General features: G+C 65.9%; 32 protein-coding genes and 1 pseudogene. 18 read left to right on the top strand and 15 right to left on the bottom strand.

Features of this window, described 5'->3' with window-relative positions:
• The first annotated feature begins 21 nt into the window (after positions 1 to 21).
• From VEA80_RS07065 to VEA80_RS07040, 6 genes are all read left to right on the top strand, one after another.
• Positions 22 to 951, top strand: coding sequence for a CorA family divalent cation transporter (locus VEA80_RS07065; RefSeq protein WP_325060001.1), 930 nt, complete (start codon positions 22 to 24; stop codon positions 949 to 951).
• A 51-nt stretch (positions 952 to 1002) separates the two neighbouring features.
• Positions 1003 to 1260: a hypothetical protein gene (locus VEA80_RS07060; RefSeq protein WP_325060000.1), complete on the top strand. Its 258-nt coding sequence runs from the start codon at positions 1003 to 1005 to the stop codon at positions 1258 to 1260.
• A 113-nt stretch (positions 1261 to 1373) separates the two neighbouring features.
• Positions 1374 to 1598, top strand: a complete 225-nt coding sequence (locus tag VEA80_RS07055) for a hypothetical protein (protein ID WP_325059999.1) — start codon at positions 1374 to 1376, stop codon at positions 1596 to 1598.
• Between the two features lie 80 nt (positions 1599 to 1678).
• Positions 1679 to 2200, top strand: a complete 522-nt coding sequence (locus tag VEA80_RS07050) for a 6-pyruvoyl trahydropterin synthase family protein (RefSeq protein WP_325059998.1) — start codon at positions 1679 to 1681, stop codon at positions 2198 to 2200.
• 95 nt (positions 2201 to 2295) lie between these two features.
• Positions 2296 to 2649 carry a DMT family protein gene (locus VEA80_RS07045; RefSeq protein WP_325059997.1) on the top strand — a complete coding sequence of 118 codons (354 nt, stop codon included), beginning with the start codon at positions 2296 to 2298 and terminating at the stop codon, positions 2647 to 2649.
• Between the two features lie 68 nt (positions 2650 to 2717).
• Positions 2718 to 3170, top strand: coding sequence for a PA2169 family four-helix-bundle protein (locus VEA80_RS07040; RefSeq protein WP_325059996.1), 453 nt, complete (start codon positions 2718 to 2720; stop codon positions 3168 to 3170).
• A gap of 44 nt (positions 3171 to 3214) precedes the next feature.
• Here the strand turns inward: VEA80_RS07040 and VEA80_RS07035 are convergent, their stop codons facing one another.
• Together VEA80_RS07035 and VEA80_RS07030 are read right to left on the bottom strand one after the other, a co-directional pair.
• Positions 3215 to 3628, bottom strand: coding sequence for a hypothetical protein (locus VEA80_RS07035; protein ID WP_325059995.1), 414 nt, complete (start codon positions 3626 to 3628; stop codon positions 3215 to 3217).
• Positions 3628 to 4911, bottom strand: coding sequence for an acyl-CoA dehydrogenase family protein (locus tag VEA80_RS07030; protein WP_325059994.1), 1284 nt, complete (start codon positions 4909 to 4911; stop codon positions 3628 to 3630). The genes VEA80_RS07035 and VEA80_RS07030 overlap by 1 nt, the downstream gene beginning before the upstream one ends.
• Positions 4912 to 4975: 64 nt before the next feature.
• On the opposite strand from VEA80_RS07030, the gene VEA80_RS07025 reads away from it, so the two are divergent.
• Positions 4976 to 5677, top strand: a complete 702-nt coding sequence (locus VEA80_RS07025) for a GNAT family protein (RefSeq protein ID WP_325059993.1) — start codon at positions 4976 to 4978, stop codon at positions 5675 to 5677.
• A 130-nt stretch (positions 5678 to 5807) separates the two neighbouring features.
• Positions 5808 to 6446, top strand: a complete 639-nt coding sequence (locus tag VEA80_RS07020; protein WP_325059992.1) for a type II CAAX endopeptidase family protein — start codon at positions 5808 to 5810, stop codon at positions 6444 to 6446.
• A gap of 124 nt (positions 6447 to 6570) precedes the next feature.
• On the opposite strand, the gene VEA80_RS07015 is transcribed toward VEA80_RS07020, so the two are convergent.
• Complete coding sequence (locus tag VEA80_RS07015) at positions 6571 to 6933, bottom strand: hypothetical protein (RefSeq protein WP_325059991.1); 363 nt, start codon at positions 6931 to 6933, stop codon at positions 6571 to 6573.
• A gap of 309 nt (positions 6934 to 7242) precedes the next feature.
• On the opposite strand from VEA80_RS07015, the gene VEA80_RS07010 reads away from it, so the two are divergent.
• Together VEA80_RS07010 and VEA80_RS07005 are read left to right on the top strand one after the other, a co-directional pair.
• Entirely contained in the window at positions 7243 to 7995 is a 753-nt protein-coding gene (locus VEA80_RS07010) for a TSUP family transporter (RefSeq protein ID WP_325059990.1), read from the top strand.
• A 599-nt stretch (positions 7996 to 8594) separates the two neighbouring features.
• Positions 8595 to 8744, top strand: a complete 150-nt coding sequence (locus VEA80_RS07005; RefSeq protein WP_325059989.1) for a hypothetical protein — start codon at positions 8595 to 8597, stop codon at positions 8742 to 8744.
• Between the two features lie 6 nt (positions 8745 to 8750).
• On the opposite strand, the gene VEA80_RS07000 is transcribed toward VEA80_RS07005, so the two are convergent.
• Both VEA80_RS07000 and VEA80_RS06995 read right to left on the bottom strand, forming a co-directional pair.
• The gene (locus VEA80_RS07000; protein WP_325059988.1) at positions 8751 to 8981 is read right to left on the bottom strand and encodes a helix-turn-helix transcriptional regulator; all 231 of its coding nucleotides are present in this window, start codon (positions 8979 to 8981) and stop codon (positions 8751 to 8753) included.
• Complete coding sequence (locus tag VEA80_RS06995) at positions 8981 to 9517, bottom strand: DUF2975 domain-containing protein (protein ID WP_325059987.1); 537 nt, start codon at positions 9515 to 9517, stop codon at positions 8981 to 8983. Before VEA80_RS06995 ends, VEA80_RS07000 begins: the two co-directional genes overlap by 1 nt.
• 138 nt (positions 9518 to 9655) lie before the next feature.
• Between VEA80_RS06995 and VEA80_RS06990 the strand changes: the two genes are divergently transcribed.
• The 3 genes from VEA80_RS06990 (at position 9656) to VEA80_RS06980 (ending at position 12490) form a co-directional block, all read left to right on the top strand.
• Positions 9656 to 10945, top strand: a complete 1290-nt coding sequence (locus VEA80_RS06990; protein WP_325059986.1) for an EAL domain-containing protein — start codon at positions 9656 to 9658, stop codon at positions 10943 to 10945.
• Positions 10946 to 11033: 88 nt separating this feature from the next.
• Positions 11034 to 11645, top strand: a complete 612-nt coding sequence (locus VEA80_RS06985; RefSeq protein ID WP_325059985.1) for a uridine kinase — start codon at positions 11034 to 11036, stop codon at positions 11643 to 11645.
• Positions 11645 to 12490, top strand: coding sequence for a TIGR01459 family HAD-type hydrolase (locus VEA80_RS06980; protein WP_325059984.1), 846 nt, complete (start codon positions 11645 to 11647; stop codon positions 12488 to 12490). Before VEA80_RS06985 ends, VEA80_RS06980 begins: the two co-directional genes overlap by 1 nt.
• Here VEA80_RS06980 and VEA80_RS06975 read toward each other — a convergent pair.
• Positions 12487 to 13407, bottom strand: a complete 921-nt coding sequence (locus VEA80_RS06975) for a tetratricopeptide repeat protein (RefSeq protein ID WP_325059983.1) — start codon at positions 13405 to 13407, stop codon at positions 12487 to 12489. The two genes, VEA80_RS06980 and VEA80_RS06975, sit on opposite strands and share 4 nt — an antisense overlap.
• A gap of 81 nt (positions 13408 to 13488) precedes the next feature.
• Between VEA80_RS06975 and VEA80_RS06970 the strand changes: the two genes are divergently transcribed.
• Positions 13489 to 14259, top strand: coding sequence for an SDR family oxidoreductase (locus VEA80_RS06970; protein WP_325059982.1), 771 nt, complete (start codon positions 13489 to 13491; stop codon positions 14257 to 14259).
• Here the strand turns inward: VEA80_RS06970 and VEA80_RS06965 are convergent.
• Complete coding sequence (locus tag VEA80_RS06965) at positions 14256 to 14639, bottom strand: response regulator (RefSeq protein WP_325059981.1); 384 nt, start codon at positions 14637 to 14639, stop codon at positions 14256 to 14258. The two genes, VEA80_RS06970 and VEA80_RS06965, sit on opposite strands and share 4 nt — an antisense overlap.
• A gap of 263 nt (positions 14640 to 14902) precedes the next feature.
• Here VEA80_RS06965 and VEA80_RS06960 point away from each other — a divergent pair, with 263 nt between their 5' ends.
• On the top strand, positions 14903 to 15832 hold the full coding sequence (locus tag VEA80_RS06960; protein WP_325059980.1) for a bifunctional riboflavin kinase/FAD synthetase: 930 nt from the start codon (positions 14903 to 14905) through the stop codon (positions 15830 to 15832).
• Here VEA80_RS06960 and VEA80_RS06955 read toward each other — a convergent pair.
• The 5 genes from VEA80_RS06955 to VEA80_RS06935 all read right to left on the bottom strand — a co-directional run bounded on the left by VEA80_RS06955 (position 15829) and on the right by VEA80_RS06935 (position 18155).
• Entirely contained in the window at positions 15829 to 16314 is a 486-nt protein-coding gene (locus VEA80_RS06955) for a hypothetical protein (protein WP_325059979.1), read from the bottom strand. The two genes, VEA80_RS06960 and VEA80_RS06955, sit on opposite strands and share 4 nt — an antisense overlap.
• Before the next feature lies 1 nt (position 16315).
• On the bottom strand, positions 16316 to 16843 hold the full coding sequence (locus VEA80_RS06950) for a response regulator (protein ID WP_325059978.1): 528 nt from the start codon (positions 16841 to 16843) through the stop codon (positions 16316 to 16318).
• Positions 16844 to 16912: 69 nt separating this feature from the next.
• Positions 16913 to 17371: a MaoC family dehydratase gene (locus VEA80_RS06945; protein WP_325059977.1), complete on the bottom strand. Its 459-nt coding sequence runs from the start codon at positions 17369 to 17371 to the stop codon at positions 16913 to 16915.
• Positions 17368 to 17847, bottom strand: coding sequence for a nucleoside deaminase (locus tag VEA80_RS06940; protein ID WP_325059976.1), 480 nt, complete (start codon positions 17845 to 17847; stop codon positions 17368 to 17370). The genes VEA80_RS06945 and VEA80_RS06940 overlap by 4 nt, the downstream gene beginning before the upstream one ends.
• Positions 17844 to 18155 carry an antibiotic biosynthesis monooxygenase gene (locus VEA80_RS06935; RefSeq protein WP_414731498.1) on the bottom strand — a complete coding sequence of 104 codons (312 nt, stop codon included), beginning with the start codon at positions 18153 to 18155 and terminating at the stop codon, positions 17844 to 17846. Before VEA80_RS06935 ends, VEA80_RS06940 begins: the two co-directional genes overlap by 4 nt.
• A 1-nt stretch (position 18156) precedes the next feature.
• Between VEA80_RS06935 and VEA80_RS06930 the strand changes: the two are divergent.
• Positions 18157 to 18900: pseudogene (locus tag VEA80_RS06930) on the top strand (pseudouridine synthase); the annotation flags it as partial.
• 14 nt (positions 18901 to 18914) lie between these two features.
• Here VEA80_RS06930 and VEA80_RS06925 read toward each other — a convergent pair.
• Positions 18915 to 19574, bottom strand: a complete 660-nt coding sequence (locus VEA80_RS06925) for a YjbE family putative metal transport protein (protein ID WP_325060102.1) — start codon at positions 19572 to 19574, stop codon at positions 18915 to 18917.
• Positions 19575 to 19723: 149 nt separating this feature from the next.
• Here VEA80_RS06925 and rsmD point away from each other — a divergent pair, with 149 nt between their 5' ends.
• Positions 19724 to 20284 (top strand): 16S rRNA (guanine(966)-N(2))-methyltransferase RsmD, encoded by a 561-nt coding sequence (gene rsmD / locus VEA80_RS06920; protein ID WP_325059973.1) that lies wholly within the window; start codon positions 19724 to 19726, stop codon positions 20282 to 20284.
• Positions 20285 to 20313: 29 nt separating this feature from the next.
• On the opposite strand, the gene VEA80_RS06915 is transcribed toward rsmD, so the two are convergent.
• Both VEA80_RS06915 and VEA80_RS06910 read right to left on the bottom strand, forming a co-directional pair.
• Positions 20314 to 21879 (bottom strand): TIR domain-containing protein, encoded by a 1566-nt coding sequence (locus VEA80_RS06915; RefSeq protein WP_325059972.1) that lies wholly within the window; start codon positions 21877 to 21879, stop codon positions 20314 to 20316.
• 216 nt (positions 21880 to 22095) lie between these two features.
• Positions 22096 to 22626 (bottom strand): hypothetical protein, encoded by a 531-nt coding sequence (locus VEA80_RS06910; RefSeq protein ID WP_325059971.1) that lies wholly within the window; start codon positions 22624 to 22626, stop codon positions 22096 to 22098.
• Positions 22627 to 22934: 308 nt separating this feature from the next.
• Between VEA80_RS06910 and VEA80_RS06905 the strand changes: the two genes are divergently transcribed.
• Positions 22935 to 23582 (top strand): hypothetical protein, encoded by a 648-nt coding sequence (locus VEA80_RS06905; RefSeq protein WP_325059970.1) that lies wholly within the window; start codon positions 22935 to 22937, stop codon positions 23580 to 23582.
• Positions 23583 to 23585: the final 3 nt, after the last annotated feature.

Raw genomic sequence — 23585 nt, 5'->3', positions numbered from 1 at the left:
GAACAGCGATACCTCGCGCTCATGCTCCGTGTGATCGCCCGTGGCGGGGGCGAGGTCGAGTGCGAAGCGCCGGAGGCGCTCTGGTACGACCTCGAAGACCCCACCGATGCTGAAGAGGCCGAGGTCGAGCGATCGCTCGGCATCGATGTGCCGACGCCGGCCGAGCGCGCGGCGTTCGAGGAGTCGGCGCGCTTCTATGAAGAGAACGGCGCGCTGCACCTCACCGCGACGCTGCTGGGCCGGCGTGACGAGGGCCCCCTCAAGGCTGGACCCGTGACGTTCATTCTCGCGGACGGCAAGCTAGTCACCGTCCGCCAGGTGCGGCCGCGGGCGTTCGAGATCGGCCTGGGCCGCGCCTCCGCGCGCATCAGTTCGGCGCAAAACGGCGCCGACGTCATGCTTGCGCTGATCGAAGGCGCCGCCGAGCGTTTGGCCGACGTGCTGGCGGAAGCGACCCGGGACGCCAACGCGCTTTCCGTGCGCGTGTTCGACAAAACGGAAGAACTCGACCTCCGCACCGAGTTGCGCAACCTCGGCCGCATCGGCGCGCTTTCGGCGCTCGCGCACGATTCTTTGTCGAGCATGCAGCGTCTTCTGGTTTATGCGCGGGCAGCGAAGGGCAAGCATGGCCTCGACGCCGCGCGCGTTGCTGCGCTCGGGCGCGATGTCGGCGAACTCGAGCGCATCGCCGAGCAGATGCAGCCGCGGCTTTCCAATCTGCAGGACGCCATGCTCGGGCTCATCAACGCGCAGCAAACCAACGTGCTGAAAGCGCTCTCGCTCGCCACCATCGCCTTCGTGCCGCCCACCCTCATCGCCTCGATCTTCGGCATGAACTTCGACGCGATGACGTGGTTCAGAGAGTCTTGGGGCCCCTGGGTCGGGATCGCGCTGATGCTGATCGCGCCGGCGGCGCTGTTCGCCATCGCCAAATGGCGTCGCTGGTTCTAGCGGAACAGCCCCGAACGCCTCGCGTTTTACCGCACTGTTCGGAGACTCAAGATGAAGAGAATTCTTCTCGTCGCCACAGCGGTGATGCTTCTGTCCGCGTGCGGCACGCAGCTGGGCGATCGCATGGCGTCGGGCGCGGCGATCGGCGGCGGCGTCGGCCTCGCAGCTGGCGGCGTCGGGGCAATCCCCGGCGCCATCGTGGGCGCGGGCGTCGGCGCGTTTACCGAGCCGGAGCAGGTTAACCTGGGCGAACCCGTCTGGGACGATGAAACTGGCGACGATTACGACGACGACGGTAACCCGAAATAGCCACAATCGCCTCGCGGAATCTGCGCCATCGATGGCGCGCGAGTCGGTGTCGAGCTAGGCGCATTTGCAAGCGCCGCCCTCCCCGGCGGCGCTCGCTTCATGAGGAGTAGGTCATGAACAAGACAGCTATTTTCGCAGCCACCGCGGCAACGATCGCCTTGGCCGGCTGCGGCACGCAAATGGGCGACCGCATCGCTTCCGGCGCCGCCATTGGCGGCGGCGTCGGTCTCGCCGCCGGCGGCGTCGGCGTCGTGCCCGGCGCGATCATCGGCGGGGCGGTCGGCGCGCTGACGCCGCCGGAGAACGTCAATCTGGGCGAGCCGGTCTGGGACGAATGATTGCGCGGGCGCGCCGCCGCGCCTAAGCAGCGAGCCAATGAGGCGCCCGTCTGTGCTGCGGGAGTGCCGAGAGAGAAGTCATGGCTACGCTCGAATTCACCCGTCGCTACGCGATGGCGCATCGCCTGTTGATGGCAAAAAGCGGGAAGTGCGCGATCCCGCACGGCCACAACGAGTTCGTCACCGTGCGGCTCGAGCCCGTCACGCCGTTCCGCTTCAGCGCTACGAACGCCGCCGCGCCGTTCGAGAAGATCAAGCGCCGCTGGCATAACTGGATCGACGAGCACGTCGATCACGCCCTGCATCTCGCCGAGACCGACCCGCTGCTCGGTTATTTCCGCGAGCGAGAGCCGCAACGTCTCTCCCAGATCATGACGTTCCAGGGCGATCCCACCACCGAAGCGCTAGCCGCCTGCTTCTGGCTGAAGCTCTCCGCGTTCCTTGCGGACGACGGGCTGCCGTTCTCGCTCGCCGAGGTGCGGATCGAGGAAACGCCGACCAACACCGTCGCGCTCGACCGGGCGGTGTTCGATCCCGCGGACTGCGGCCTGCGACCCGGCGCCTGGCCATGGCGCGCGGACATGAGCATCAACGACTTCTGATCCTTGCTCCGGCGCCGGCGCTTGATCTTGGCCGAAGGCGTGCGAATGGAACTGCTTGCGCCGACAGGGACGTCGGCGGCCCAAGCGGAGTACGCATGTCGTTTCTCACCTCGCCGCAGATCGCGCCGATCCTGCTGTTGATCGCGTCCAACGTCTTCATGACGTTCGCCTGGTACGGCCACCTCAAGTTTCGCTCGACGCCGCTTCTGATCGCCATCGCAGCGTCCTGGGGCATCGCCTTCGTCGAATATTGTTTGGCGGTGCCGGCGAACCGCATCGGCCGCGGCGTCTATTCGACGGCGGAGCTGAAGACGATGCAGGAAGTGATCACGCTGGTCGTCTTCATCGGCTTCTCGGCGCTGTTCCTGCGCGAGCAGCTCGGCTGGAACCACCTGCTCGGCTTCGCCCTCATCGCCCTCGGCGCGGCCGTCGTGTTTCTCGGCAAGTGAGGCGCGACGGAACACGCGCCGCCAAATCTCGTTTGGCTCGCATCCCACCGCAGCAGCAGGAGCAAGCCATGCCAGCAACGACCGAACACGCCGTCGACGTCCTCAACGGCCTGATCAAGACGACCCTCGACAGCGTCGGCGGCTACGAGGAGGCCGCCCAAAACGCCGACCGCTCGCAATACAAGAACATGTTCATCGAACGCGCCTCCAAGCGGCGCAGACTGGCCCAAGATCTGCAGAGCGAAGTGCGCTCACTCGGCGGCGAGCCGGAGACGGAGCAGGGTGCGCTCGGCAAGGCGCACAACAAATTTGTCGACATCAAGAACGCGCTGACCGGCGGCAGCGACAAGGCCGTCATCGACGAAGTCGAACGCGGCGAAGACCACATCAAAGCCCGTTTCGAAAAGGCGATGCGCGACGACGATCTGCCCTCGAACGTCCGCTCGGCGGTGACGCGCTTCTATCAGAGCGTCAAAGCCGACCACGACGAAGTCAGCCGGATCAAGCATACGCTGCACTGAACGCGGCCTGTCGCCCTGCGGCGCCCGCTCAGGGCGACAGGCGCCTAGCTCACCAGCCAGGCGATCCACGGCGCTGCTATCGCAAGCGCGATCCCGGCTTCAACGACCACGCTGAGGCGGTTGAAACGGGTGTCGGCGCCGTCGCGCCAGATCGCCACCGCGCGGCCGAACGCCGATCCCGCCCAGCCGGCGGCCAGCGCCGCGGAAGCGCCGGCCGCAGCGACCCCGATCAGCGCGCCCCCGCTCAGCAAGTAGCGAAGCGCCAACAACAGCGCGGCGGCGTGAAGGCCAAGGAACACGCCGCCATAGGTCGCGCGAAACTCGGCAAACCCGCCGCCCTGCTCGTCCGGGGCAAGCCGCACGAACCGCGCCGCCCAGCGCGGATCGATCAGCGCGCGGGCGCCGAGGCCTGCGCCGAACATCAGCGCGAGCACGTTCAACAGCCAAGCAATGAGCATCAACGCGCGCCGGGCAGGCTTTCGCCCTCTTTCTTGCGCTTGCCGGTCCAGCCGTACTTCGCGAGCTCGTTGAGCGCGATCGCGCGCGCGTGCACTTCATCCGGCCCGTCGGCCAGACGCAGCGTGCGGATGCCGGCGTAGCTCTTCGCCAAGCCGAAATCCTGGCAGACGCCGGCGCCGCCATGGGCCTGGATGGCGTCGTCGATGATCTTCAGCGCCATCCGCGGCGCCGCCACCTTGATCATCGCGATCTCGTTCTTGGCGACCTTGTTGCCGGCGACGTCCATCATGTACGCCGCTTTGAGGCACAGAAGCCGCGTCATCTCGATGTCGATGCGCGCATCGGAAATACGCTGCTCCCAGATCGAGTGTTCGGCGATAGTCTTGCCGAACGCGACGCGGGTGGTGACGCGCTTGCACAGCGCCTCGAGCGCGGCCTCCGCAGCGCCGATCGTGCGCATGCAATGATGAATGCGGCCGGGACCCAACCGCCCCTGCGCGATCTCGAAGCCGCGGCCTTCGCCCAACAACAAATTCTCGGCCGGCACCCGCACGTCCTTCAGCTCGATCTCCATGTGCCCGTGGGGGGCGTCGTCATAGCCGAATACCGTGAGCGGCCTGAGAATGTTCACGCCCCTGGCGTCGAGCGGAACAAGGATCTGGCTCTGCTGGCTGTGCTTCGGATTATCCGGATTGGTCTTGCCCATCAGGATCGCGACTTTGCAGCGCGGATCGCCCGCGCCCGACGACCACCATTTGCGGCCGTTGATCACGTAGTCGTCGCCGTCGCGCCTGATCTCACACTGGATGTTGGTGGCGTCCGACGAGGCCACCGCCGGCTCGGTCATCAGAAAAGCCGAGCGGATTTCGCCGTTCATCAGCGGCCGCAGCCATTGCTCCTTCTGCTCGCGCGTGCCGTAGCGCTCGAACACTTCCATGTTGCCGGTGTCGGGCGCCGAGCAGTTGAACACCTCCGACGCAAAGCCCACGCGGCCCATCAGCTCCGCCAGCGGCGCGTACTCGAGATTGGTCAGCCCCGGCCCTTCGAACGCGAACGTGTCGTCGACCTTCGCATGCCCGCTCGACGGCGGCATGAACATATTCCAGAGCCCTTGCGCCTTCGCCTTCGCCTTCAGCTCCTCCAGCACCGGCAGCACCTTCCAGCGCCCGCCCTCTTTCTGCTGCGCCTCATAGGTCGGCACGGCCGGATAGATGTGCTCGTCCATGAACTTCTGGACGCGGTCGATCCATTCTTTGGCGCGGTCTGAATGTTCGAAATACATCGTGATCTCCGGCTTGCTGGCGCGTCTGTCCGGCGCACGCTAAGGCTCCGGCGCGGGAGGGGCAATGACCGGCGTCAAGCTTGCCGCTGCGACACTATCAAACGCCTGGGTGCGCCTCGAGCCGCTCGAAGCGCGCCATCGCGCCGAGATGATCGCCGCGGCCGAAGCCGATCCGGACATCTTCCGGCACATGCCCTATCCCGTCGCCGAGCACGGCTTTGCGCCCTCGTTCGACTGGCTGCTGAATGAACGCGCCGAAGGACGCTGGATTCCGCACGCGGTGATCGCTCATGCTCCCCCGCGCGCGGGGGAGCTGTCGAGCGCGCAGCGCGAGACTGAGGGGGGAGTCGACAACACCCCCCTCCCGCTCGCTTCGCTCGCGACCTCCCCCGCAAGCGGGGGAGGAATAATCGTCGGCCAGTCCTGCTATCTCACGATCCGCCCGCGCGACGCCGGCGTCGAGATCGGCGGCACCTGGTATGTGCGCGCGGCGCAAGGCACGGCGATCAATCCCGCAGCCAAGCTCGCCCTGCTCGACCACGCCTTCGCCTGCGGCATCGAGCGCGTCGAGTTCAAGACCGACGCCTTGAACGCGCAATCGCGCGCGGCGCTCACCAAGCTTGGCGCGACGTTCGAGGGCGTCCATCGCCGCCACATGCGCCGCCCTAACGGGACATGGCGGGACAGCGCCTACTTCTCGATCATCCGCGAAGACTGGCCGCACGTGCGCGCGAACTTGGAAGCGCGGTTGGCGGCTTTTCGCTAAGCGCGGAGCTCACCCATTCATATCCCGTTCGTGCCGGTCACCCACCCACACCAACGGGCGCGACGCATCCAATACCGGCAGCGTCCGCATCTTGAAGGGAGACGGATGGGATTGAACTCGGGAGGGCTCAATGAGCCTCGTACAGCGCAGCACGCTCATCGCCGCCGCCGCGGCGGCGTATCTCGTTGGCCTTTGGCCGACTTGGCAGCTTCGCGATTTCGTGCTGCAGGCGTTCGGCAATCCTCCCTACGAAGGTGTGTGGATTCTGATCCCGCACGTTTTTCTCTACTCCACACTGCCCGCTCTCTTCTGCATTGCGGCCTGGAGCGTTCTTGCGCACGCAGGATGGATGCCGGCGCTGCGCCTTTCGTTTCGCCTTCGCACGCTCGGCTGGGGATTGGGCGTCGGCCTCGTGTCGATTGCCGTGCTGGTGGCGTTCTTTTTCGCAAGCGGTCAGGCGAGCGCGTTCCACGCGCCGCACGTAGATCCGTGGTTGGCGACGGCGAACGTCTTCTCGAATTTCTACGAGGAGTACGTCTTTCGCGGGTTCATTCTCGTGGCGCTCACCGCTGCGCTCGGCTTTTGGCCCGCGGCGATCCTTTCGAGCCTCGCCTTCGGCGCGACGCATGCGCAGTATCCGCTTGCGCTTCAGGCGCTGATCGCGGGGCTGGCGTTGCTCTGGGCGTGGGCCGGCGAACGCGGCGGCGGACTCCTGGCCGCCTACACCGCCCACATGACGCTCGATTGGCTGATCGATCCCATCCTCTAACCGGGCGCGATGGCGACAAGCGCTTTCAGCGCGCGCTCGCCGAGAACAAACACTGCATCCTTCTCCTGGTTAAGGAGAAGGTGGCAGCGCAGCGGCCGGATGAGGGTTACCGGCGCATGAGTTTTCACGCTCGCTTGCTCCGTGAACGGAAGAACAGGAGGACCGCGCCCACCAACACGAGATAGCCAATGATCACGGCAAGCGCGCTTGATCGACTACGGCAAATCAAAACTGTAGCGGTCGCGGTGCCAGCATACTCTTCCACTGTCGGAACATCATAGGGATACACTGTGCCAGGCACGCAATCTTCGAGCGTGAAGTTTGGCTTTCCCGGCAGTGTTGCAACGATCGCCGTTGGATCATTGGGGTCGGCGCCATCCCAGCCTCTGAGATCGCGCTTCACGTACAGCCAACCCGCAATCAGCAGGAATCCGATCGCAGCAAGAATAAGCACCAACCAAAATGAGGAATTGCGTGCGCTCGCCATAGCTCGACATCTCACATTTCCGGCAAGCTTGAAATGTTTGCCCCGGGCCGGACGCGAACAGATCCAGTGTTGCCGTCGCCTGTAAACCTCATCCGGCCCTTCGGGCCACCTCCTCCTTAACCAGGAGAAGGGACGCTAACTTGTCGAGCGGGATTCGTTCTGGATCGATAGCGTCCCGCTTCGAACCGGCCGCTCTTTCCAATCCACGCCAACCCGCGTAAACAACCCCTGACGCGAGCGCCGCTTACGCGGCCAACCGGGGCGCTCCCCGCCGCGCCGTTTCTCTCAGATCGAGCAACGGAGGCGCGCATGGGATCGCTCGCAGTCACAAGTCTGCTTTTAATCGTCGTCCTCGTCACCGCCACCGTCTCCGGCGTGTTCGGCATGACCGGCGGGCTGATGCTGATGGGCGCGCTGACGCTCGCCATGCCCGTCTCCGCCGCCATGGTCACGCACGGCGCCGTGCAGTTCGTCTCCAACGGCTGGCGCGCGGTGCTGCATCGCAAGCACATCGCCTGGCGCATCATCGTGATGTACGGCGCCGGCTCCGCCATCGCCGCCGGCGCGCTGGCGCTCGTCACCTACGAGCCCACCAGAGCCTGGGTATTCCTGCTGCTCGGCCTCGTGCCCGGGCTCGCCTGGCGGCCGAAGGGCCTCTTTCATCTCGACGCCGCCAAGCCCGCGCACGCCGTGCTGTGCGGCCTCACCGTGACCGGCCTCAACGTGCTCGCCGGCGTCTCCGGTCCGTTGCTCGACGTCTTCTTCGTCCGCACCGCGCTGACGCGCCACCAGATCGTCGCCACCAAAGCCGCGACGCAAGCGTTCAGCCACACGGTGAAGATGGTCTTCTACGGCGCGCCGCTCATCGGCATGACAGCGACAGGTCTGCCGCCCTTATGGTTCTTCGCCCTCGCCGCGCCGCTCGCCATGATCGGCGCCTGGCTCGGCGGCCTCGTGCTCGCCCGCATGAGCGACGTCAACTTCCTCAAATGGACACGCTGGATCGTGACGGGACTGGGCGTGATCTACCTGGTGCAAGCAGCAGTGCTGTTCAGCCAATAAACCGTCATCCTGGGGCGCACGCAGTGCGAGCCCAGGATTCAGGGGGTCGTAAAGCTGCGTGGTTGCTCCTGGATCCTGGGCTCTCGCTTCGCGAGCCCTAGGATGACGAGGTCACGCGGAAGCCAAGGCAAAACGGGGATAGGCCCTCGCTCTATCCCCCACTTTTCGCCGCCCACTTCGAACGAAATCAACCACATCGCAGAAATCAATCCGACTGCGCCAATCCCGTAGTATTATGGGCTTGTCCCTCGCACGGGAGGTTCAAAAGGCTAGCCGAGCCAAGCGAGCGTGAGGGATGCGATCGAGCGTGAGAAAGCCGGCGTGAGTGCGCTTAGGAGGTAGTGGCGCACGCAAAAGCGTCGGGGTCCGGGACCGTGGCAGGCCCGCACGCCGTCGGGGACTTCGGGGACCACATGCGTGAACAGCGCAGACCGAAGGCCCGTCGAGCACAGATCGCAGCGGGGCGCGCGAAGCGCGCGGCGCTGATCGGAGACGATCGGCGCACCCACTAAACCAAACCAGCGCGGATCGCGCGCCCCGCTCTCCCGCTTGGGAGGCCAAAGCAACAACCGGCGTTCTCACCACGGAGACGCAAAACGATGACGCACGCCTATGGCAATGCAGCACTCACCTGGCTCACGAAGATTCGTCATTCCGGACGCGCGCAGCGCGATCCGGAACCCAGGGGCAACCGACGCATCGTCGGCCCCTGGCTTCCGGGTTCTTCGCTGCGCGAAGCCCCGGAATGACGAACGTCAAACGTCATCAACGCCACCCGCCGCCCCCTCTTCCACATCCAGCAAATCGCCCGGCTTGCATTCCAGCGCTTCGCAGATCTTCGCCAGCGTCTCGAACCGCACGCCCTTCACTTTGCCGGTGCGCAACAGCGAGAGGTTCGCTTCGGTGATGCCGACGCGTTCGGCCAAGTCCTTCGACTTCATCTTCCGCCGCGCCAGCATCAGATCGAGAGTGACGACGATGCGCATCAGACGATCTGGTCGTGCTCGTCCTTGATCCGCGCCGCGGCTTCGAGCACGCGCCCCAGCACCATGACGAAACCGGCGAACGCGATGAGCCCCAGATCGAACGGCTCCATATGCCAGACGAAGCCGCGCCCCTCTTGCGTGATCCAGCTGAACAAGGTCGGCGAGATCAGGATTTTGAACGCCAGCGCCCAGAGCGCCCCTTCGCCGGCCTTGCGCACGCCGGCGCTGGCGCGGAGGGTGAAGAACTGGCCCTTGCCGTACTCGTCGAGCACCTTGCTCAAATCGAGCAATGCGCCAGCCATCAGGAAGCTCGGCAGCGCCAGCACCCAGTACACGCCGGCCGCATTGAAGAGATTGAGTGCGCCGCGCAGGTCCGGCGTGATCTCGCGGCTGCGCAGAACGTCCGCGGCCGGCGCGACCACCTCCCGGCCGACGGCCCCGATGACGATGAGGATCGCGCCGATCACGGCGAACGCCGCCGCCCCTCCGGCGAGTTTCTGGGCGCGCGCCAGCGGCGCGGCGGCGGCTTGGGTCACCGCGGCAATCTCCTCAAGCAAGACGATAATAGATTATCGTCTCGCGATAATTACGTCAATACCCAAACCACGCTGATTAATGGTCCGTCAACCGCCCGGCTCGTCCCATGGACGCTCAGAGATTCGGGACGGCAAATAATGCCCATCATCACCCACGTGCTGCTCTACTTCGCCTATGCAGCCATCTCGCTGGCGGTGGGCGCGGCGCTGAACCAAGTCGGCGGCCAGGACATTGGCGGCTCGTTCCTGGGCGGCATCGCGCTCTTCTGCGCCTGCGCCGTCACCCACGCGAGCATCAGCGCCAGCGCCGCCGCCGGACGCATCGGCGGGACCGAACGGCGCATGAAGGGCGACATGGAGCGCCTCCGCGCCGCCCATCGCGAAATCAGCGCCGACATGGACGCGGTGCAGGCGCGGCTCGATCAGATCGAGACGCAAGTCGCCTTCGGTCCGCCGCCCACTCCCCAGCTTGAAGCGCCGCAACCAGGCGGCCACATCGAACTCAAGCTGATCGACCAGATCGTCGACAAGCTCGGCGCGGCAATGGATGCGCGCCTGCAGACGATCCACGCCGCCGGCAACGTCACACCGCTCAATCCGAACGCGGCGCGGGGGCCGATGGACCTCGTGCGTGAGGCGATCCTGGAAAACCGTGTCGAGCTGCATCTGCAGCCGATCGTGCAACTGCCGCAGCGCAAGACCGCGTTCTACGAAGGCTTTACCCGCCTCAAGGACGCCACCGGGCGCCTGATCCTGCCGCAAGAATTCATCCCCGCCGCCGAACAGGCCGGCCTCATGGGCACGATCGACAACGTGCTTCTGTTCCGCTGCGTCCAGATCGTGCGCAAGCTGATGAAGCAGGATCGTCGCATCGGCATCTTCTGCAACATCAGCCCGGCCGCGCTCGCCGACGAGAGCTTCTTTCCGCAATTCCTCGACTTCATGCGCGAGAACCGCGACCTTGCCGGCAGTCTGATCTTCGAAATCCCCCAAGTCGCCTACGAATCCCGCAGCTCGGTCGAAGCGCGGGCGATGGGCAAGCTGGTCGATCTCGGCTTCCGCTTCTCGATCGATCGCGTCACCAACGCCGAGATCGATCTGCCCGACCTCGAACGCTCCGGCGTGCGTTACGTGAAAATGCCGGTGCAGGTGCTGTCGGATCAGATCATCCAGCGCGGCGTTCGCCCGCGCTCGGCCATTACGCGCGAGATCGCCGCCGCCGACATCGCCGCGGTGTTTCAGCGCTATGGCATCGATCTCGTCGCCGAGCGGGTCGAAAGCGAACAATCGGTGCTCGAAGCGCTCGATCTCGACGTGCCGTTCGGCCAGGGCCATCTCTTCGGCGCACCGCGCGCGATCAAGGAAAGCCTCATGGAAGAAACCGCCCCGCCGCGGGAGTTCCTGTTGAAGCAAGGCAACCGGCAATAGGCAGACGGCAATAGCAGTGGCGCCGCGCGCGCCGCCTCGCTAACCCCTACTGCCCACCGCCTATTGCCTATATTGCCTATTGCCTTTCATGACGACCCTCATCGCCATCACCGGCGGCTCCGGCGCCGGCAAAACCACCATCGCTCGCGCGCTCGCGCGACAGCTCGGCGCCGGCGCCGTCGTCATTGCGGAGGACGATTACTATCGCTGCGCCTCGACCATTCCCGGCTTCGACGCCGCGACATGCAATTTCGATGCGCCTGAAGCGAAAGATCATGCGCTGCTGCGCGAGCATCTGACTTTGGCCAAGGGCGGCCAACCGTTCGACAAGCCCCTGTACGATCTCGTCACCCACCGCCGCCGTCCGCAGACCGAGCGCATAACACACGCCGACACGGTCATTGTGGAAGGCCTGCACCTGCTCGTTCCCCCGGAGCTCCGTACTCTGTTCGACCTCAAAGTCTATGTGGAAGCCGACGAAGCGGTGCGCCTCGCGCGCCGCATGATCCGCGACATCGAAAGCCGCGGCCGCACGCCGCGCTCGGTAGTGGCGCAATTTTTCGACACCGTTCGTCCCATGCACGACGCATACATCACCCCGCAGCGGGCGTTCGCCGATCTCGTCCTGGACTCCCCGTACGACGCCGGCCCGGCGCACGCCGAAGCCAACGCGGCCCGCATCATAGAGGCGCTGCGCTGATGCGAATTCTCGAAATGCTGGACGATGTGGCGGATCGCTACGATGCATTCTTTTGCGACATCTGGGGCGTCGTCCATAACGGCCGCGCCGCCTACCCCGCCGCTTGCGCAGCGCTGCAGCGTATGCGCGCCCAGGGCAAAGCCGTCATCCTGATCAGCAACGTGCCGAAGCCCCGCGGCCCCATCCCCGCCCAGCTCGCCCAGCTCGGCGCGCCCGCCGACGCTTACGACGCCATCGTCACCTCCGGCGACGCAACGCGCCGCGAACTCGCCGCCCGCGCCCCCGGGCCCATGTTCAAGATCGGACCGGAGGATTACGACCGCTCGCTCTGGGAAGGCCTCGACCTCGAACGCGCGCCGCTGCAGGCGGCCAAGTTCATCGCCATCTCCGGGCTCAATCAGTGGGACGAGACGCCGGCCGATTATGCGGAGCTGCTGCAAGCCGCGCGGGCGCGCGATCTTGAGATGGTCTGCGCCAATCCAGACATTGTCGTGCAATCTGGCGACCGGCTGATCTGGTGCGCCGGCGCGATCGCACGCGATTACGAAGCGCTCGGCGGCCGTGTCGTTATGGCGGGCAAGCCGTTCGCGCCGATCTACGAGCTGGCGCGCCGCGAACTGGAGCGGCTTGGCGGCAGCGAAACGGCGCGAGTTCTCTGTATCGGCGACGGCATCCCGACCGACATCGCCGGCGCCAACGCACAAGGCTTCGACAGCCTCTTCATCGCCTCGGGCATGCACGGCGAAGCGCTCTGGACCAATGGCCGCGCCGACGCCGCGAAGGTCGCCGCGGCGCTGGCGGAAGAGAACGTCATCGCCACCTACGCCATGGCGGCGCTGGTCTAGTAGGTTTCCACACCCATGTCGTCGAACCGCTGCCCGATGTGCCGATCGAAATCGCGCGCCAGATTCATGTCGGCGCGGCCGTCATTGTCCCCACTCCGGCGCCGGGCCACCCCCCGCCCGAACAGCGCCGTCGGATTGCCGGGCTCGACCTCCAGCGCCGCCTCGAACGAAGCGCGCGCATCGGCCCACTCGCCCTCGCGCAATTGCAGCACGCCGCGGCAGAGCTGGGCTTCGACATTGCGCGGATCGGCCGCCACCGCCGCATCGGCATCGCCGCGGGCGCGGGTGAAGTTGCGTTCTTCGTTGAGATCGAGCCAGCAGCGCCCCGCACGCGCCTCGGCCAGCGCCCCGTCTGCGCGCACCGCGGCGTCGTAATCGGCCGCTGCGCCGTCGAGATCGCCCATGCGGTGCTTGGCGCGCGCCCGGCCGGAGAGCGCTGCGGCATTGCGCGAATTCGCGGCGAGGGCGGCGTCGAACTCTGTCACCGCTTCGTCGAAACGACTGCGCCGCAATGCGATCTGGCCCAGCAAAGCACTCGCCTCGGCCCCTTCCCCGCCCCGCTTGGCGCGGAGCAAGAGCGGCTCGGCGGCGTCGAGCTGTCCGCTTTCCAGCAGGATGCGCCCCCGCCCCAGCGCCGCCCCCGCATTGTTCTCGTCCAGCCGCAGCGCCGCTTCGTAGTCGCGCAGCGCCGGCGTCACTTCGCCCGCGTCCTCGCGCAAACGCGCGCGCGTCGCGAGCGCGGCCGCGCGCACATCGGCGCTGTAGGTCTCGTCTTCGGCGGCGGTCGTGCAGGCCGCGATGCGCGCCTCGCGATCGCGCAGCGTGTCGCACTCGGCGGCCGGGGTTGCGACCTGCGCCTGGCGTTCGCACGCCGCCGCCAACGCCAACACGATCAAAGCCAGAACCCAGCGCTTCATCCCGCCGCCTCCACCAACGTCAGCCTAGACCGGCCAGCGTGGGCGCGCCTAGAGTGCGCTCACATAACAGGGAGCGGCGTGATGGCCAATTTGTTCGATCTGACCGGAAAAACCGCGATCATCACCGGCTCCTCGCGCGGCATCGGCAAAGCCATCGCACACCGGCTGGCCGAGCATGGCGCGAGCGTCGTCGTCTCCTCCCGCAAGGCCGATGCCTGCGATGCGGCCGCCGCCGAGATCAACGAACTCGTCGGCCGCAAGGCCGCGATCGCCGTCCCCGCGAACATAGCCGCGAAGGAAGCGCTGCAAAATCTAGTCGACGAAACCAACCGCGCCTTCGGCAAGATCGACATCTGCATCTGCAACGCCGCATCGAATCCCTACTTCGGACCGATGGGCGGGATCAGCGACGATCAGTTCATGAAGATTCTGCAGAACAACATCGTCTCCAATCACTGGCTGATCAACATGTGCGCGCCGCAGATGCGCGAGCGCAAGGACGGCGCGATCGTCATCATCTCCTCGATCGGCGGCCTCAAAGGCTCGCCAGTGATCGGCGCCTACGACATCTCCAAGGCGGCGGACATGCAGCTTGCGCGCAATCTGGCCTGCGAGTTCGGACCGGACAATGTCCGAGTCAACACGATCGCGCCCGGTCTGGTGCAGACCGACTTCGCCAAGGCGCTCTGGGAAAATCCGGCGATCCTGAAAGCGTCTACCGAACGTTCGGCGCTGAAGCGCATCGGCCAGCCGGACGAGATCGCCGGCATGGCTGTGTTCCTCGCGTCGAAGGCCGGCGGTTTCACCACCGGGCAGACGTTCGTGATCGATGGCGGCGTGATGGCGCTCTAGAAGGCGCCGAGCACCGAAACCAGGTTCATCTTCAACGACTGCGCGTTGAACGGCTTCACGATATAGGACGAACCGCCCGCCCGGCGCGCAGCGGACTGGCCCTCGCTGTTGTCGTTGGCGAGCATCAGAAACGGGGTCTTGCTCATACGCGCATCCGCCCGCACGCGCTGCAGCAACTCCACGCCGCTCATCGGCGCCATGCTGGCGTCGGAGATGACCAGGGCGTACTCCTTCGCCCGCATCTTGGCCAAGGCGGCGGCGCCATCATTGGCCTCGTCGATATTTTGAAAGCCGAGTTGGCGGAGCAGATTGCGCAGGATTCGGATCATCGTGTTGTAGTCGTCCACGATCAGAATCGGCATTGTCATCGTCACGGCCATGTGCGCCTCTTCCCGCCTACCCTCCGGCGCTGTTATGCGGAGACGCCCGCCGCCGGACCGGGGTGCGGCGGCCCGGCGGCGAGACGTTACCGGCCGTTATTGCGCCGTGTTGTCATGATGACGGATAGCAAAGGCCTGAGAATTTTCGGTAAAACAGCACTTAAGCATGAATGAACGCGCACGCTTGCGCGGGCCGCGGAGACAACCATTTGGCAACGGACAGATCTGCAATTGGCCGCGGCGGAAAGACTCTGTGAACTTTTATGGCGACTCTAGGTCCTTCCAGCACCATCCCTGAAGACGCACGCGGCGCGGCGATCGCGCTGGGAAATTTCGACGGCGTCCATCGCGGTCATCAGGCGGTGATCGCCTCGGCGCGCGACGTCGCCGAAAGAACCGGTGCGCCGCTCGGGGTCGCCGTATTCGAACCTCATCCGCGGCGCTTCTTCCAACCCGACACGCCGCCGTTCCGCCTGCAATCGCCGGCGCAGCGCGCGCGCGCTTTGGCGGAACTCGGCGTCGAAGAAGTGTTCGAGATCGGCTTCGACCAAAGCCTTGCGCAATCGACCGATCGCGAGTTTGCGGAACGGCTGTTGCGAGACTGCCTCGGCGCCAGTCACGTCAGCGTCGGCGCCGAATTCCGCTTCGGCCGCGGCCGCATGGGAGATGCGGAAAGCTTGAGGCGCCTGGGCGAGGAGTTCGGCTTCACGGTCGCCGCCGTTTCGCCAGTGGGCGGGAAGCGGAAAATCTCGTCGAGCTCAGTGCGACAGGCCATCGCCGCGGGTGACATGAAGCAAGCCATGGATCTGCTGGGCCGCCCGTGGGCGATCGAAGGCGAAGTGCTGCGCGGCTTCGGCCGCGGGCGCGAGTTCGGCTTTCCGACGGCGAACGTCGCACTCGGCGACTACGTTCAACCGCGTCTGGGCATCTACGCCGCGCGGGTCCATCTCGGCGACGGCATCTTGCTTCCCGCCGTGGCGAGCGTAGGCGTCAATCCGACGGTTGGCGCCTTACCTGCGCCGCTCCTTGAAACCCATTTGTTCGACTTCAGCGGCGATCTCTACGGCAAGACGATCGAAGTCGAGCTGATCGCCCTTCTGCGTGAGGAAGCGAAGTTCGAGAGTATCGACGCGCTCAAGGCGCAAATGAAGGACGACGTGATCGCCGCGCGCAGAGCGTTGGTCGGCGTTTAGCCGGCGATCCGGACTTGGGCCGAGAGCTTCGCCGTCACCTGCCGCAGGCCATCCAGCACAGCCATGCGTAGGCTGGTGTTGCTCTCGATGTCCCAGCGCCGCAGTGATTTCATCGCCGCCACGTGGACTCGAATCGGTTCGCCTCCAATGCCGCCGTCGCGCCAGTTGGAAGTCAGCTCGCACAAGCTGCGGCCCGCTTCGCTGAGTTCGCTGAGGCCGAATGCGCCGGCTTCGCTCAGAATTTCGTTTGCGAGCGTATAGATGCGCGCCATATCGGCAGGATTGCCGTCGAACGCGCCGCTAACGGTCGCCGCTTCGATTTCCGCTATCTTGGCGTCGAGCGCGGCCATGCATTCTGCGCGCAGTTCTTCGACACCTTGCGCCGCCTGCTCGATGGCTTCGGAGACCGTCACGCCGCCAGGGATCGAGATCGCCTGCGAGAGCCTGTTTTCGACACGATGAGTTCGGACGACGTTTTTCATGTCAGGCGGCGCCTTTCTTGTCGTCATCGATATCGAGGTCACTGGCGCGCCGGCCGGCGCTGCCCTCCGGCGGCCCATCTTCCTTGAAGCGACGGTCTGGCCCCAAATAGTCCCCCACTTCGACGAACGGGCGCTTGTCGCGGGCCACCCACAGGATTCTGTCAAGCAGAGTGGCAGCGGTCAGCGGCTTGGCGATGAAATAGCTCGCGCCGCTGTCCCGCGCCCGCCAAACCATGGAGGGTGTGGAGTGGCCGGACACGAGAATAACCGGCACGAAGCGATTGGCGTTCCGCTCCTGTCGGCGCAGCCAACGCAGAAGTTCGATCCCTTCCCCGTCGGTGCCTGGATCGACGATCGCGAGATCGAACACCGAATGCGAAAGGGCGTCGCGCGCGTCGTCGGCCCGTGTGCATGCGCGCACATTGCGTATGCCGAAGCCACGGACAATCTGGGTCAGGATCTTGCAACTGTGGACGCTGTGATCGAGCGCCAACAGCGAGACCTTCTCGAGATTGATCCAACGGTTCAACTCAGCGGCCTGTGGCATTTTGCTACCGGCATCCTGATTGGAGGCCAGACCGCTTATGCCAGACACTGGTTAAGGGTTTGGCGCATCGTCAGCAGCCGGACGCGCCGGAATTTTAACTTCTGCTTCGCCTTCGAGCACGAGTGTCTCGCCCACCTTGCATTCGCAGCGCAGCTTCGCGCGCCGGCCCTTCTCCGTGAGTTCGGTGATTTCGACGCTCGCGTCGACCGTATCGCCAATCCGGACCGGCGCCAGAAAGCGAAGGGTTTGCGAGATGTAAATTGCGCCGGGCCCCGGCAAGCGCGTGCCGATCACGGCGGAGATGAGGCTCGCCGTATAGAGACCGTGGGCGATACGGCCGCCGAACGGGGTTTTCGCCGCGAAGTGTTCGGAGAGATGAATCGGATTTCGATCGCCGCTGATCTCGGCGAAGCCGACGACGTCGGACGCGTCAACATGTTTGGAATAGGTCTCGCGCATGCCGAGGCTGAGGTCTTCAAAATACAACGAGCGGGTTTCGGGCAAAGTCATTCTTGGTCCTTGGTCGGGGATTGTCTGCGCGCCTTAAAAAAATCCCTCAGCAGTTTCGCCGCCGCTTCCGCTTCGACGCCTTCTGTCACAGCCGGCTTCCAGTGGCACTGCGGATGATCCCAGACCTTTGCGCCGTGCTCCACGCCGCCGCTTTTCGGATCGCTCGCGCCGTAGACGACCCGGGCGATGCGCGCTTGGCTGATCGCGCCGGCGCACATGGCGCAAGGCTCCAGCGTGACGTAAAGGGTGAGCCCCGGACGCAGGCGATAATTGCCGGTGACTTCGGCTGCGCGGCGAAGAGCGAGAATCTCCGCGTGCGCGGTGGGATCAGTCATGCCGATCGGGCCGTTGGCGGCGCCGGCGATGACTTCGCCTGTCGCTTCGTCGACGATGACGCAACCGACCGGCGTTTCGCCGAGACCGGCCGCGGTTTCCGCCAGCGAGAGCGCCATACCCATGTAGAGATGATCGCTCATGCGCGGCGAAGGTCGAGCAGATCGGCGACGACTGGACCGGAGGCGAGCGTCTCGAACGTGCCGGGAACGATCGCGTCGCGATACATGCGCCGGGCCTCGTCGTCGGAATGATGCATGCGGCTTTCCATCGCCTTCTTCCAGGTCGCCTCGTCCGGCCATTGCGCATAGGCGATGTAGACGCCCTCGCCCGCTTTATGCAGGCGCGAGCCCCAGCCGCCGAATTCGGCGGCAATCCGCTCGGTGCCGCGCTTCCAGCCGGCCTCGAATTGCGCTTCCAGCCCTGGTACGACCTGCCAACGATAGATCACGGCGAACATGGCCAATTCCTCTCCACCCCCTTCTAACGCTGAACCCGAGCGCATCGCCAAGTTTCTGGCCCGGGCCGGCGTCTGCTCGCGGCGCGATGCTGAAAAGCTCATCGCCGAAGGCAGAGTAAGGCTGAATGGGAGGGTGTTGGATACGCCAGCTGTGAAGATCTCGGCTGCGGACAAAATAACGGTCGACGGCCGGCCGATCGGCGCGGCCGAGCCGACGCGGCTGTGGCGCTATCATAAGCCTTCGGGGCTTGTGACCACACATCGCGATCCGGCGGGACGGCCGACTGTGTTTCAGCATCTGCCGCAGAACATGCCGCGAGTGATTTCGGTTGGACGGCTCGATCTCACGTCGGAAGGGCTGCTGCTTTTGACCAACGACGGCGAACTCGCGCGGCGATTGGAGCTGCCGGCGAACGGTTGGCTTCGGCGTTATCGCGCCCGCGCTTTCGGCCGCATCGAACAAGCGGAACTCGATCAGCTCAAGAACGGCATCACCGTCGATGGCGTACGTTACGGCGCCATCGAAGCGAAGCTCGAGCGCGGCGGCGCGTCGAATGCTTGGATCACGATGAGCCTTACGGAAGGCAAGAACCGCGAAGTTCGACGCGTGCTCGATGCGCTGGGCCTCAAAGTGAATCGGCTGATCCGCGTTTCGTACGGGCCGTTTCAGCTCGGAACGCTCGAACCGGGCGCCGTCGAGGAAGTGCCGCGCAAAGTGCTGAAGGAGCAGCTTGGCAAGGACGCGCTGGATTAGTGACCGCCCCCGAGGAAGCTCGGGATCGCGGGGAAATAGGCCGGGAAGAAGTTGTGGCCGTCTTCCCAGACCATGCGCACGCCGGCGAACAAAATGATGACGATGCCGACGACCGCGATCCAGCGGTGCTTCTCAATGATGCGGGCGATGAAAGTCGCGGCGACGCCCATCAGCACGACCGAGAGCACCAGGCCAAAGGCCATGATCACTTCGTTGTGGCGCGACACGGCGGCGACAGCGAGCACGTTGTCGAGCGACATCGAGACGTCGGCGATGATGATGGTGAAGAGCGCGCTGGCGAACGTCTTCGGCTTCTTGCCGCCGGTGACGACGGCTTCGGCGGCGTGTTCGCCGGCGACCGGATCGCCGACCGTGACCGGGCGGTGATGCTGCAGATCCTGCCACATCCGCCACGCCACCCAGAACAGCAAAAGGCCGCCGACGAGGAGCAGACCCTTGATCTCGAGCAGCTGGATGGTGATCCCGGCAAAGAGGATGCGCAGCACCAGGGCCATGACGATGCCCCAGAAAATCGCGCGCCGCTGCTGGGCCGCCGGCAGCGCCGAGGCGGCCAGACCGACAGCGACCGCGTTGTCGCCGGCTAAGGCCAGATCGATCAGGATGACTTGAAGCAGCGCTGCAATGTCGGCGACCATCCAATCCACGGCAGCTCTACTCCTCGGCAGTTTTCGGAACAGTTTTGGGGGCGGCTCTTGTTCACGGAGCTTGACGTTTAGGTCAAGCGCTTGGCGACGGGCCTCAAGCGCGACATATGGCGCTTGCCGGAAGGGAATGAAGGCGGGCAATGCGCATAGTCGGGGGGCAGTTTAAGGGGCGGGCGATCGCGGCGCCGGAGGGACGCGACACGCGCCCGACCAGCGACCGGGCGCGGGAGAGTTTGTTCAACGTGCTCGCGCACGCGGACTGGTCGGCCGGCGTCGGGGGACGTCGGGTGCTCGACCTGTTCGCTGGCTCGGGCGCGCTGGGGCTCGAGGCGATGTCGCGCGGGGCGGCGTTCGCGCTGTTCGTGGAGACCGACGCCGCGGCCCGCGGGACGATCCGCGACAATATCGAAGCGCTCGGCCTGTTCGGCGCGACGCGAATTCACCGCCGCGACGCGACCGACCTCGGCATGAAGCCGGCGGGGCTTGGCGATCCGTTCGATCTCGTCTTCCTCGATCCGCCATACCGCAAGGGGCTGGGCGAGAAGGCGCTGGCCCGGCTCGGGCAAGGCGGCTGGATCACGGCCGAGGCGCTGATCGTGTTCGAGTGCGCCGCCGACGAGACGCCGGCGATCGAGGGTTTCGAACTGCTCGCCGAGCGCGGCTATGGCGCGGCGAGGGTGTTGTTCCTGAAGCCACGCTAGATCGAGTGCCCCCGCCCTCCGTTCACGCATTACGGCGATGGCGCAACGACGCGTTGCTGGGCGGCGTCCGGCGGCGCTTGCTGCTGCACACGCAGTTGCGGGGCGAGTTCGACGCGAGTGCGGAGCGGCACGTGGAACTGCTGCTGGCAGCGCTCGAGCAATTGCGCATCCGGGGCGGCGACATCGTGCGCCTCCTGCGCCTGACGCAGGCGCTCGCAGGCTTCGCGGGTGCGGCCGGAGCGATCGAGCGCGCGCACGAGCTGCTGGGCGTCGGCGTCGAGCACGGCGGCGGCCGTCGAGTTCGGAGCGGCTTCGGCCACGCGTTCGCGCGAGGCGTAGGCCTCCGAATAGCGGGCGCTGGCGGCGGCGAAATCGCCGCGCTGTTCGGCGATGCGGCCGAGTTCTGATGCTACCGGCGCGCGCAGCTGCGGCGCGGTGAGCTGCGGCAGCGCTTGCTGGAGCCGTTGTTCGGCCTCGGCGGCATGGCCTTCGTTCTGCAGCTCGACCGCTTCCGACACCTGCGCCACCGCCGCCGCTTCGACGTCGCGATTGGTGCGGTCGTAGGAGCGCGACAGCATGCGCCAGACTTGCGTATTGCGCGGCTCGAGGCTGGTGGCGGCTTCGAGCGCGCGCTGGCCGAGCGGATCGGCGTTGGCTTCGCCGACCGAGCCGCAGAGCAGATAGATCTCGTCCCGCAGCGGATCGTCGGGATTGTTCTGCGCGTAGGTCCAGAGCGTCTGCATTGCTGCGGGACGCGCTGAGTCTTGCGACATTTGCACTGTCGCCAGACGCACAGAAGCGTCGGGGTGCTGGGCCAGCGCCATGAAGGCCTGGCGATAGGTTTCACGCGCCGTCTGATCGAATTCGGCTTCGGATATGCCGGCGAGTTCGGTCTCGCTTGCAGACGGCGCCGAGCCTTCGCCCTGCAGGTTGACTTCCTGCGTCTCGCCCAGCGCGCCGGCTTCGAGAATGGTCGCCAGTTCGATCGCCTGCTCGGGCGTCAGCTTGCCTTCGGCGAGCAGCCGCAGCAGCTCGGCGCGCAGATCTTCCTGCGTCGCTGCGGGCGGCGCCTGCGGCGTGAAGATGTAGCGCCCGCCGGCGGCGATGCCGATGATCAGCGCGACCACGGTGAGCACAGAGACGAGCCGGACGCGCGCCATCAGCTTGCGGCGTTTTCTGGCGATGGCGCCGCCGTCGGCGTCGCGGCCTTCGATCTTGGCCTTCAGCGCCTCCTCGAGAATCTGCATCTGCGGCGCGTTCGAGCCGCCGTTCCAACGGGTGAAATCCTCCGCCTGGAAGGCGCCGAAGCCGAGCGGAATCTCGACCCGGTCGAACAGCACCGGCACGAGCCGGCCCTCGTCGCGGGCGCGGCCGGCTTCGTCTCGCACGAAGGTCGAGAGCGCCGAGCTCTGCGTCCACACCACGATAACGGCTTTGGCGGCGCGCAGTTCGCGCTCGATGATCGACGCATAGTCCTGGCCGGCGGCGAGCGAGCGATCCCACCAGACCTTGAAGCCGCGCTCCTGCAGCGCCTCGGCGAGCGGGCGGACGCGCTTGGCGTCCTCGCTGGCGTAGGAAATGAAGATGTCCGCCATGTCCCCTGCCTCACGATGCGCGTGCTGCGCCGGCTGCTGCCTCGTCCCGGTCCCGTTCTGGGCGCTTAGCCATCGAAGGTGAAGGTGACGCCGGGCACGGAGGCGTGATGAGCATGGTTTTCTCCGTAAGGACAAGGGCTTGCAACCAGGCGCGCGGCGGCGCCCGCGGCCGGGGGGCTTTGGCGCGGTTGCTGGAAATGACGATGTGGCGGAGCATCAGGAGGTGTCGACAAGGTGCGGCGCGGGCGCGGCGCGGCTGACGACACGTGCGACGCGGGGGCGCGCGGGGATGATGGCGCACCGGCGTGTGAAGCGGCGGCGGCGCCAAGCGACGTAAGCGGCGAGGCCGCTATAGTGGCGCAAGGCTTGGATCAGGTGCGCGACCTTGGCGGCGAATGAACCGCGGCTCATGAGCATGCGGCGCAGCCAAACGCCGCCGAACCGGCGCAGCGTGAGGCGCCGCTCTTTGCCGAGCTTGCAGCCAGTGGGAATGTGCGCCGGCCGCGAAGTCCGGCGGCGTGCGGGGGCGATTTGCGGATCGAGCAGCTGGACGGCGCGCAAGATGACGACGTTGCGCACAAAATGCGCGAGGTCGGCGATGCCGAGCGCGCTGTAACGTTTGTGACGGCGCGCTTGTGCGCGCGTGCGGGTGGGACGGCCGAGCGCGCACCACGCGAGCACCGCCCCGAGCCAAGCGATGAGCCTGGCGAGGCGGTGATCTGAAACAATGGGGCGTGACGGCTGCATGTGCTGAGCATTGTACGCGCTGTCGAGTGCGGTCGGATTGATTGTGCGAAATCAGACGCACAGGCGGGCGCGATTTGCGTGGCAGCCATTGAAAAGGCGGACAATTGCGAAGCTACAGCCGCGCGCGCATGGGTCCGAATTGGGGGATAGAGTGCGGCTCTATCCCCTCATCCCGTCGTGTCGGGAGCCGGCGCTCCGGGTTTCGGCGCATTAAGCGGGGCGAACGGAACGTGCCGGGGCGGTTACGCGTCTTCTCCTAGGCGGGGCGCACTGCGCCTGTTCCGGCGCTTTCGACCGGGAAGCTTCAGATGGCTCAGCAAAACCTTGCGTTGGATCTCGCGTTGGGGACGCTCGCGGGCGCCGCCGCCGTGTGGGCGCTCGATCGGGTGGATTGGTTCCTTTACAATCGCGAACCGGAAGCGCTGCGCGAAAAGACGCGCGCCGTGCGCGGCGGAACCGATCCTGCACATACGCTGATCGACAGAGCCGCTACGGCGCTCGGGCGCGAGCCCCCCGGTCAGCCCGATTATCCAAACCCGACGGCGCTGGGCAACGCTGTGCATTACGGCATGGGCGTTTCCGCGGCGCTTCCGTACGCGGCGCTACGGCGGCGCTTTCCGTGGCTGAGCGCTGGCTACGGCTCGGCGTTCGGCGCGGCGCTGTTCCTGCTGCAGGACGAAGGGCTCAACACGGTGATCGGCCTTGCGGCGAAGCCGCAGGACTATCACTGGCGCACGCATGCGAGGGGCCTTGTCGCGCACGTGGCGTTCGGCGTGGTGCTGGAGACGCTGCTGCGCGCGGCGGATGCGTTCGCCTCTGGCATGAGGCGCACCGACGCGGCGATCACGGCGGCGTCGGCGGTCGATGAAGAGTACGGCGAGATGCTCGCGCATCCTTATCCGGGACAACGCGGCGGCGAGACGGATAGAGATGTAGGCATCGAACGACGCCTCTAGCTG

This window comes from Vitreimonas sp., from assembly GCF_035627415.1.
In the GTDB taxonomy this organism is placed as follows: domain Bacteria; phylum Pseudomonadota; class Alphaproteobacteria; order Caulobacterales; family Aquidulcibacteraceae; genus Vitreimonas.
The sequence above is the reverse complement of the archived record's forward strand: the minus strand, read 5'-3'. Positions and strand labels throughout refer to the sequence as shown.

Excerpts from the sequence above, each read along its gene's own strand:
- VEA80_RS07065 (WP_325060001.1), top strand. The coding sequence starts at position 22 with ATGCTCCGTGTGATCGCCCGTGGCGGGGGCGAGGTCGAGTGCGAAGCG.
- VEA80_RS07060 (WP_325060000.1), top strand. The coding sequence starts at position 1,003 with ATGAAGAGAATTCTTCTCGTCGCCACAGCGGTGATGCTTCTGTCCGCG.
- VEA80_RS07055 (WP_325059999.1), top strand. The coding sequence starts at position 1,374 with ATGAACAAGACAGCTATTTTCGCAGCCACCGCGGCAACGATCGCCTTG.
- VEA80_RS07050 (WP_325059998.1), top strand. The coding sequence starts at position 1,679 with ATGGCTACGCTCGAATTCACCCGTCGCTACGCGATGGCGCATCGCCTG.
- VEA80_RS07045 (WP_325059997.1), top strand. The coding sequence starts at position 2,296 with ATGTCGTTTCTCACCTCGCCGCAGATCGCGCCGATCCTGCTGTTGATC.
- VEA80_RS07040 (WP_325059996.1), top strand. The coding sequence starts at position 2,718 with ATGCCAGCAACGACCGAACACGCCGTCGACGTCCTCAACGGCCTGATC.
- VEA80_RS07035 (WP_325059995.1), bottom strand. The coding sequence starts at position 3,628 with ATGCTCATTGCTTGGCTGTTGAACGTGCTCGCGCTGATGTTCGGCGCA.
- VEA80_RS07030 (WP_325059994.1), bottom strand. The coding sequence starts at position 4,911 with ATGTATTTCGAACATTCAGACCGCGCCAAAGAATGGATCGACCGCGTC.
- VEA80_RS07025 (WP_325059993.1), top strand. The coding sequence starts at position 4,976 with ATGACCGGCGTCAAGCTTGCCGCTGCGACACTATCAAACGCCTGGGTG.
- VEA80_RS07020 (WP_325059992.1), top strand. The coding sequence starts at position 5,808 with ATGAGCCTCGTACAGCGCAGCACGCTCATCGCCGCCGCCGCGGCGGCG.
- VEA80_RS07015 (WP_325059991.1), bottom strand. The coding sequence starts at position 6,933 with ATGGCGAGCGCACGCAATTCCTCATTTTGGTTGGTGCTTATTCTTGCT.
- VEA80_RS07010 (WP_325059990.1), top strand. The coding sequence starts at position 7,243 with ATGGGATCGCTCGCAGTCACAAGTCTGCTTTTAATCGTCGTCCTCGTC.
- VEA80_RS07005 (WP_325059989.1), top strand. The coding sequence starts at position 8,595 with ATGACGCACGCCTATGGCAATGCAGCACTCACCTGGCTCACGAAGATT.
- VEA80_RS07000 (WP_325059988.1), bottom strand. The coding sequence starts at position 8,981 with ATGCGCATCGTCGTCACTCTCGATCTGATGCTGGCGCGGCGGAAGATG.
- VEA80_RS06990 (WP_325059986.1), top strand. The coding sequence starts at position 9,656 with ATGCCCATCATCACCCACGTGCTGCTCTACTTCGCCTATGCAGCCATC.
- VEA80_RS06985 (WP_325059985.1), top strand. The coding sequence starts at position 11,034 with ATGACGACCCTCATCGCCATCACCGGCGGCTCCGGCGCCGGCAAAACC.
- VEA80_RS06980 (WP_325059984.1), top strand. The coding sequence starts at position 11,645 with ATGCGAATTCTCGAAATGCTGGACGATGTGGCGGATCGCTACGATGCA.
- VEA80_RS06975 (WP_325059983.1), bottom strand. The coding sequence starts at position 13,407 with ATGAAGCGCTGGGTTCTGGCTTTGATCGTGTTGGCGTTGGCGGCGGCG.
- VEA80_RS06970 (WP_325059982.1), top strand. The coding sequence starts at position 13,489 with ATGGCCAATTTGTTCGATCTGACCGGAAAAACCGCGATCATCACCGGC.
- VEA80_RS06965 (WP_325059981.1), bottom strand. The coding sequence starts at position 14,639 with ATGGCCGTGACGATGACAATGCCGATTCTGATCGTGGACGACTACAAC.
- VEA80_RS06960 (WP_325059980.1), top strand. The coding sequence starts at position 14,903 with ATGGCGACTCTAGGTCCTTCCAGCACCATCCCTGAAGACGCACGCGGC.
- VEA80_RS06955 (WP_325059979.1), bottom strand. The coding sequence starts at position 16,314 with ATGAAAAACGTCGTCCGAACTCATCGTGTCGAAAACAGGCTCTCGCAG.
- VEA80_RS06945 (WP_325059977.1), bottom strand. The coding sequence starts at position 17,371 with ATGACTTTGCCCGAAACCCGCTCGTTGTATTTTGAAGACCTCAGCCTC.
- VEA80_RS06940 (WP_325059976.1), bottom strand. The coding sequence starts at position 17,847 with ATGAGCGATCATCTCTACATGGGTATGGCGCTCTCGCTGGCGGAAACC.
- VEA80_RS06925 (WP_325060102.1), bottom strand. The coding sequence starts at position 19,574 with ATGGTCGCCGACATTGCAGCGCTGCTTCAAGTCATCCTGATCGATCTG.
- rsmD (WP_325059973.1), top strand. The coding sequence starts at position 19,724 with ATGCGCATAGTCGGGGGGCAGTTTAAGGGGCGGGCGATCGCGGCGCCG.
- VEA80_RS06915 (WP_325059972.1), bottom strand. The coding sequence starts at position 21,879 with ATGGCGGACATCTTCATTTCCTACGCCAGCGAGGACGCCAAGCGCGTC.
- VEA80_RS06910 (WP_325059971.1), bottom strand. The coding sequence starts at position 22,626 with ATGCAGCCGTCACGCCCCATTGTTTCAGATCACCGCCTCGCCAGGCTC.
- VEA80_RS06905 (WP_325059970.1), top strand. The coding sequence starts at position 22,935 with ATGGCTCAGCAAAACCTTGCGTTGGATCTCGCGTTGGGGACGCTCGCG.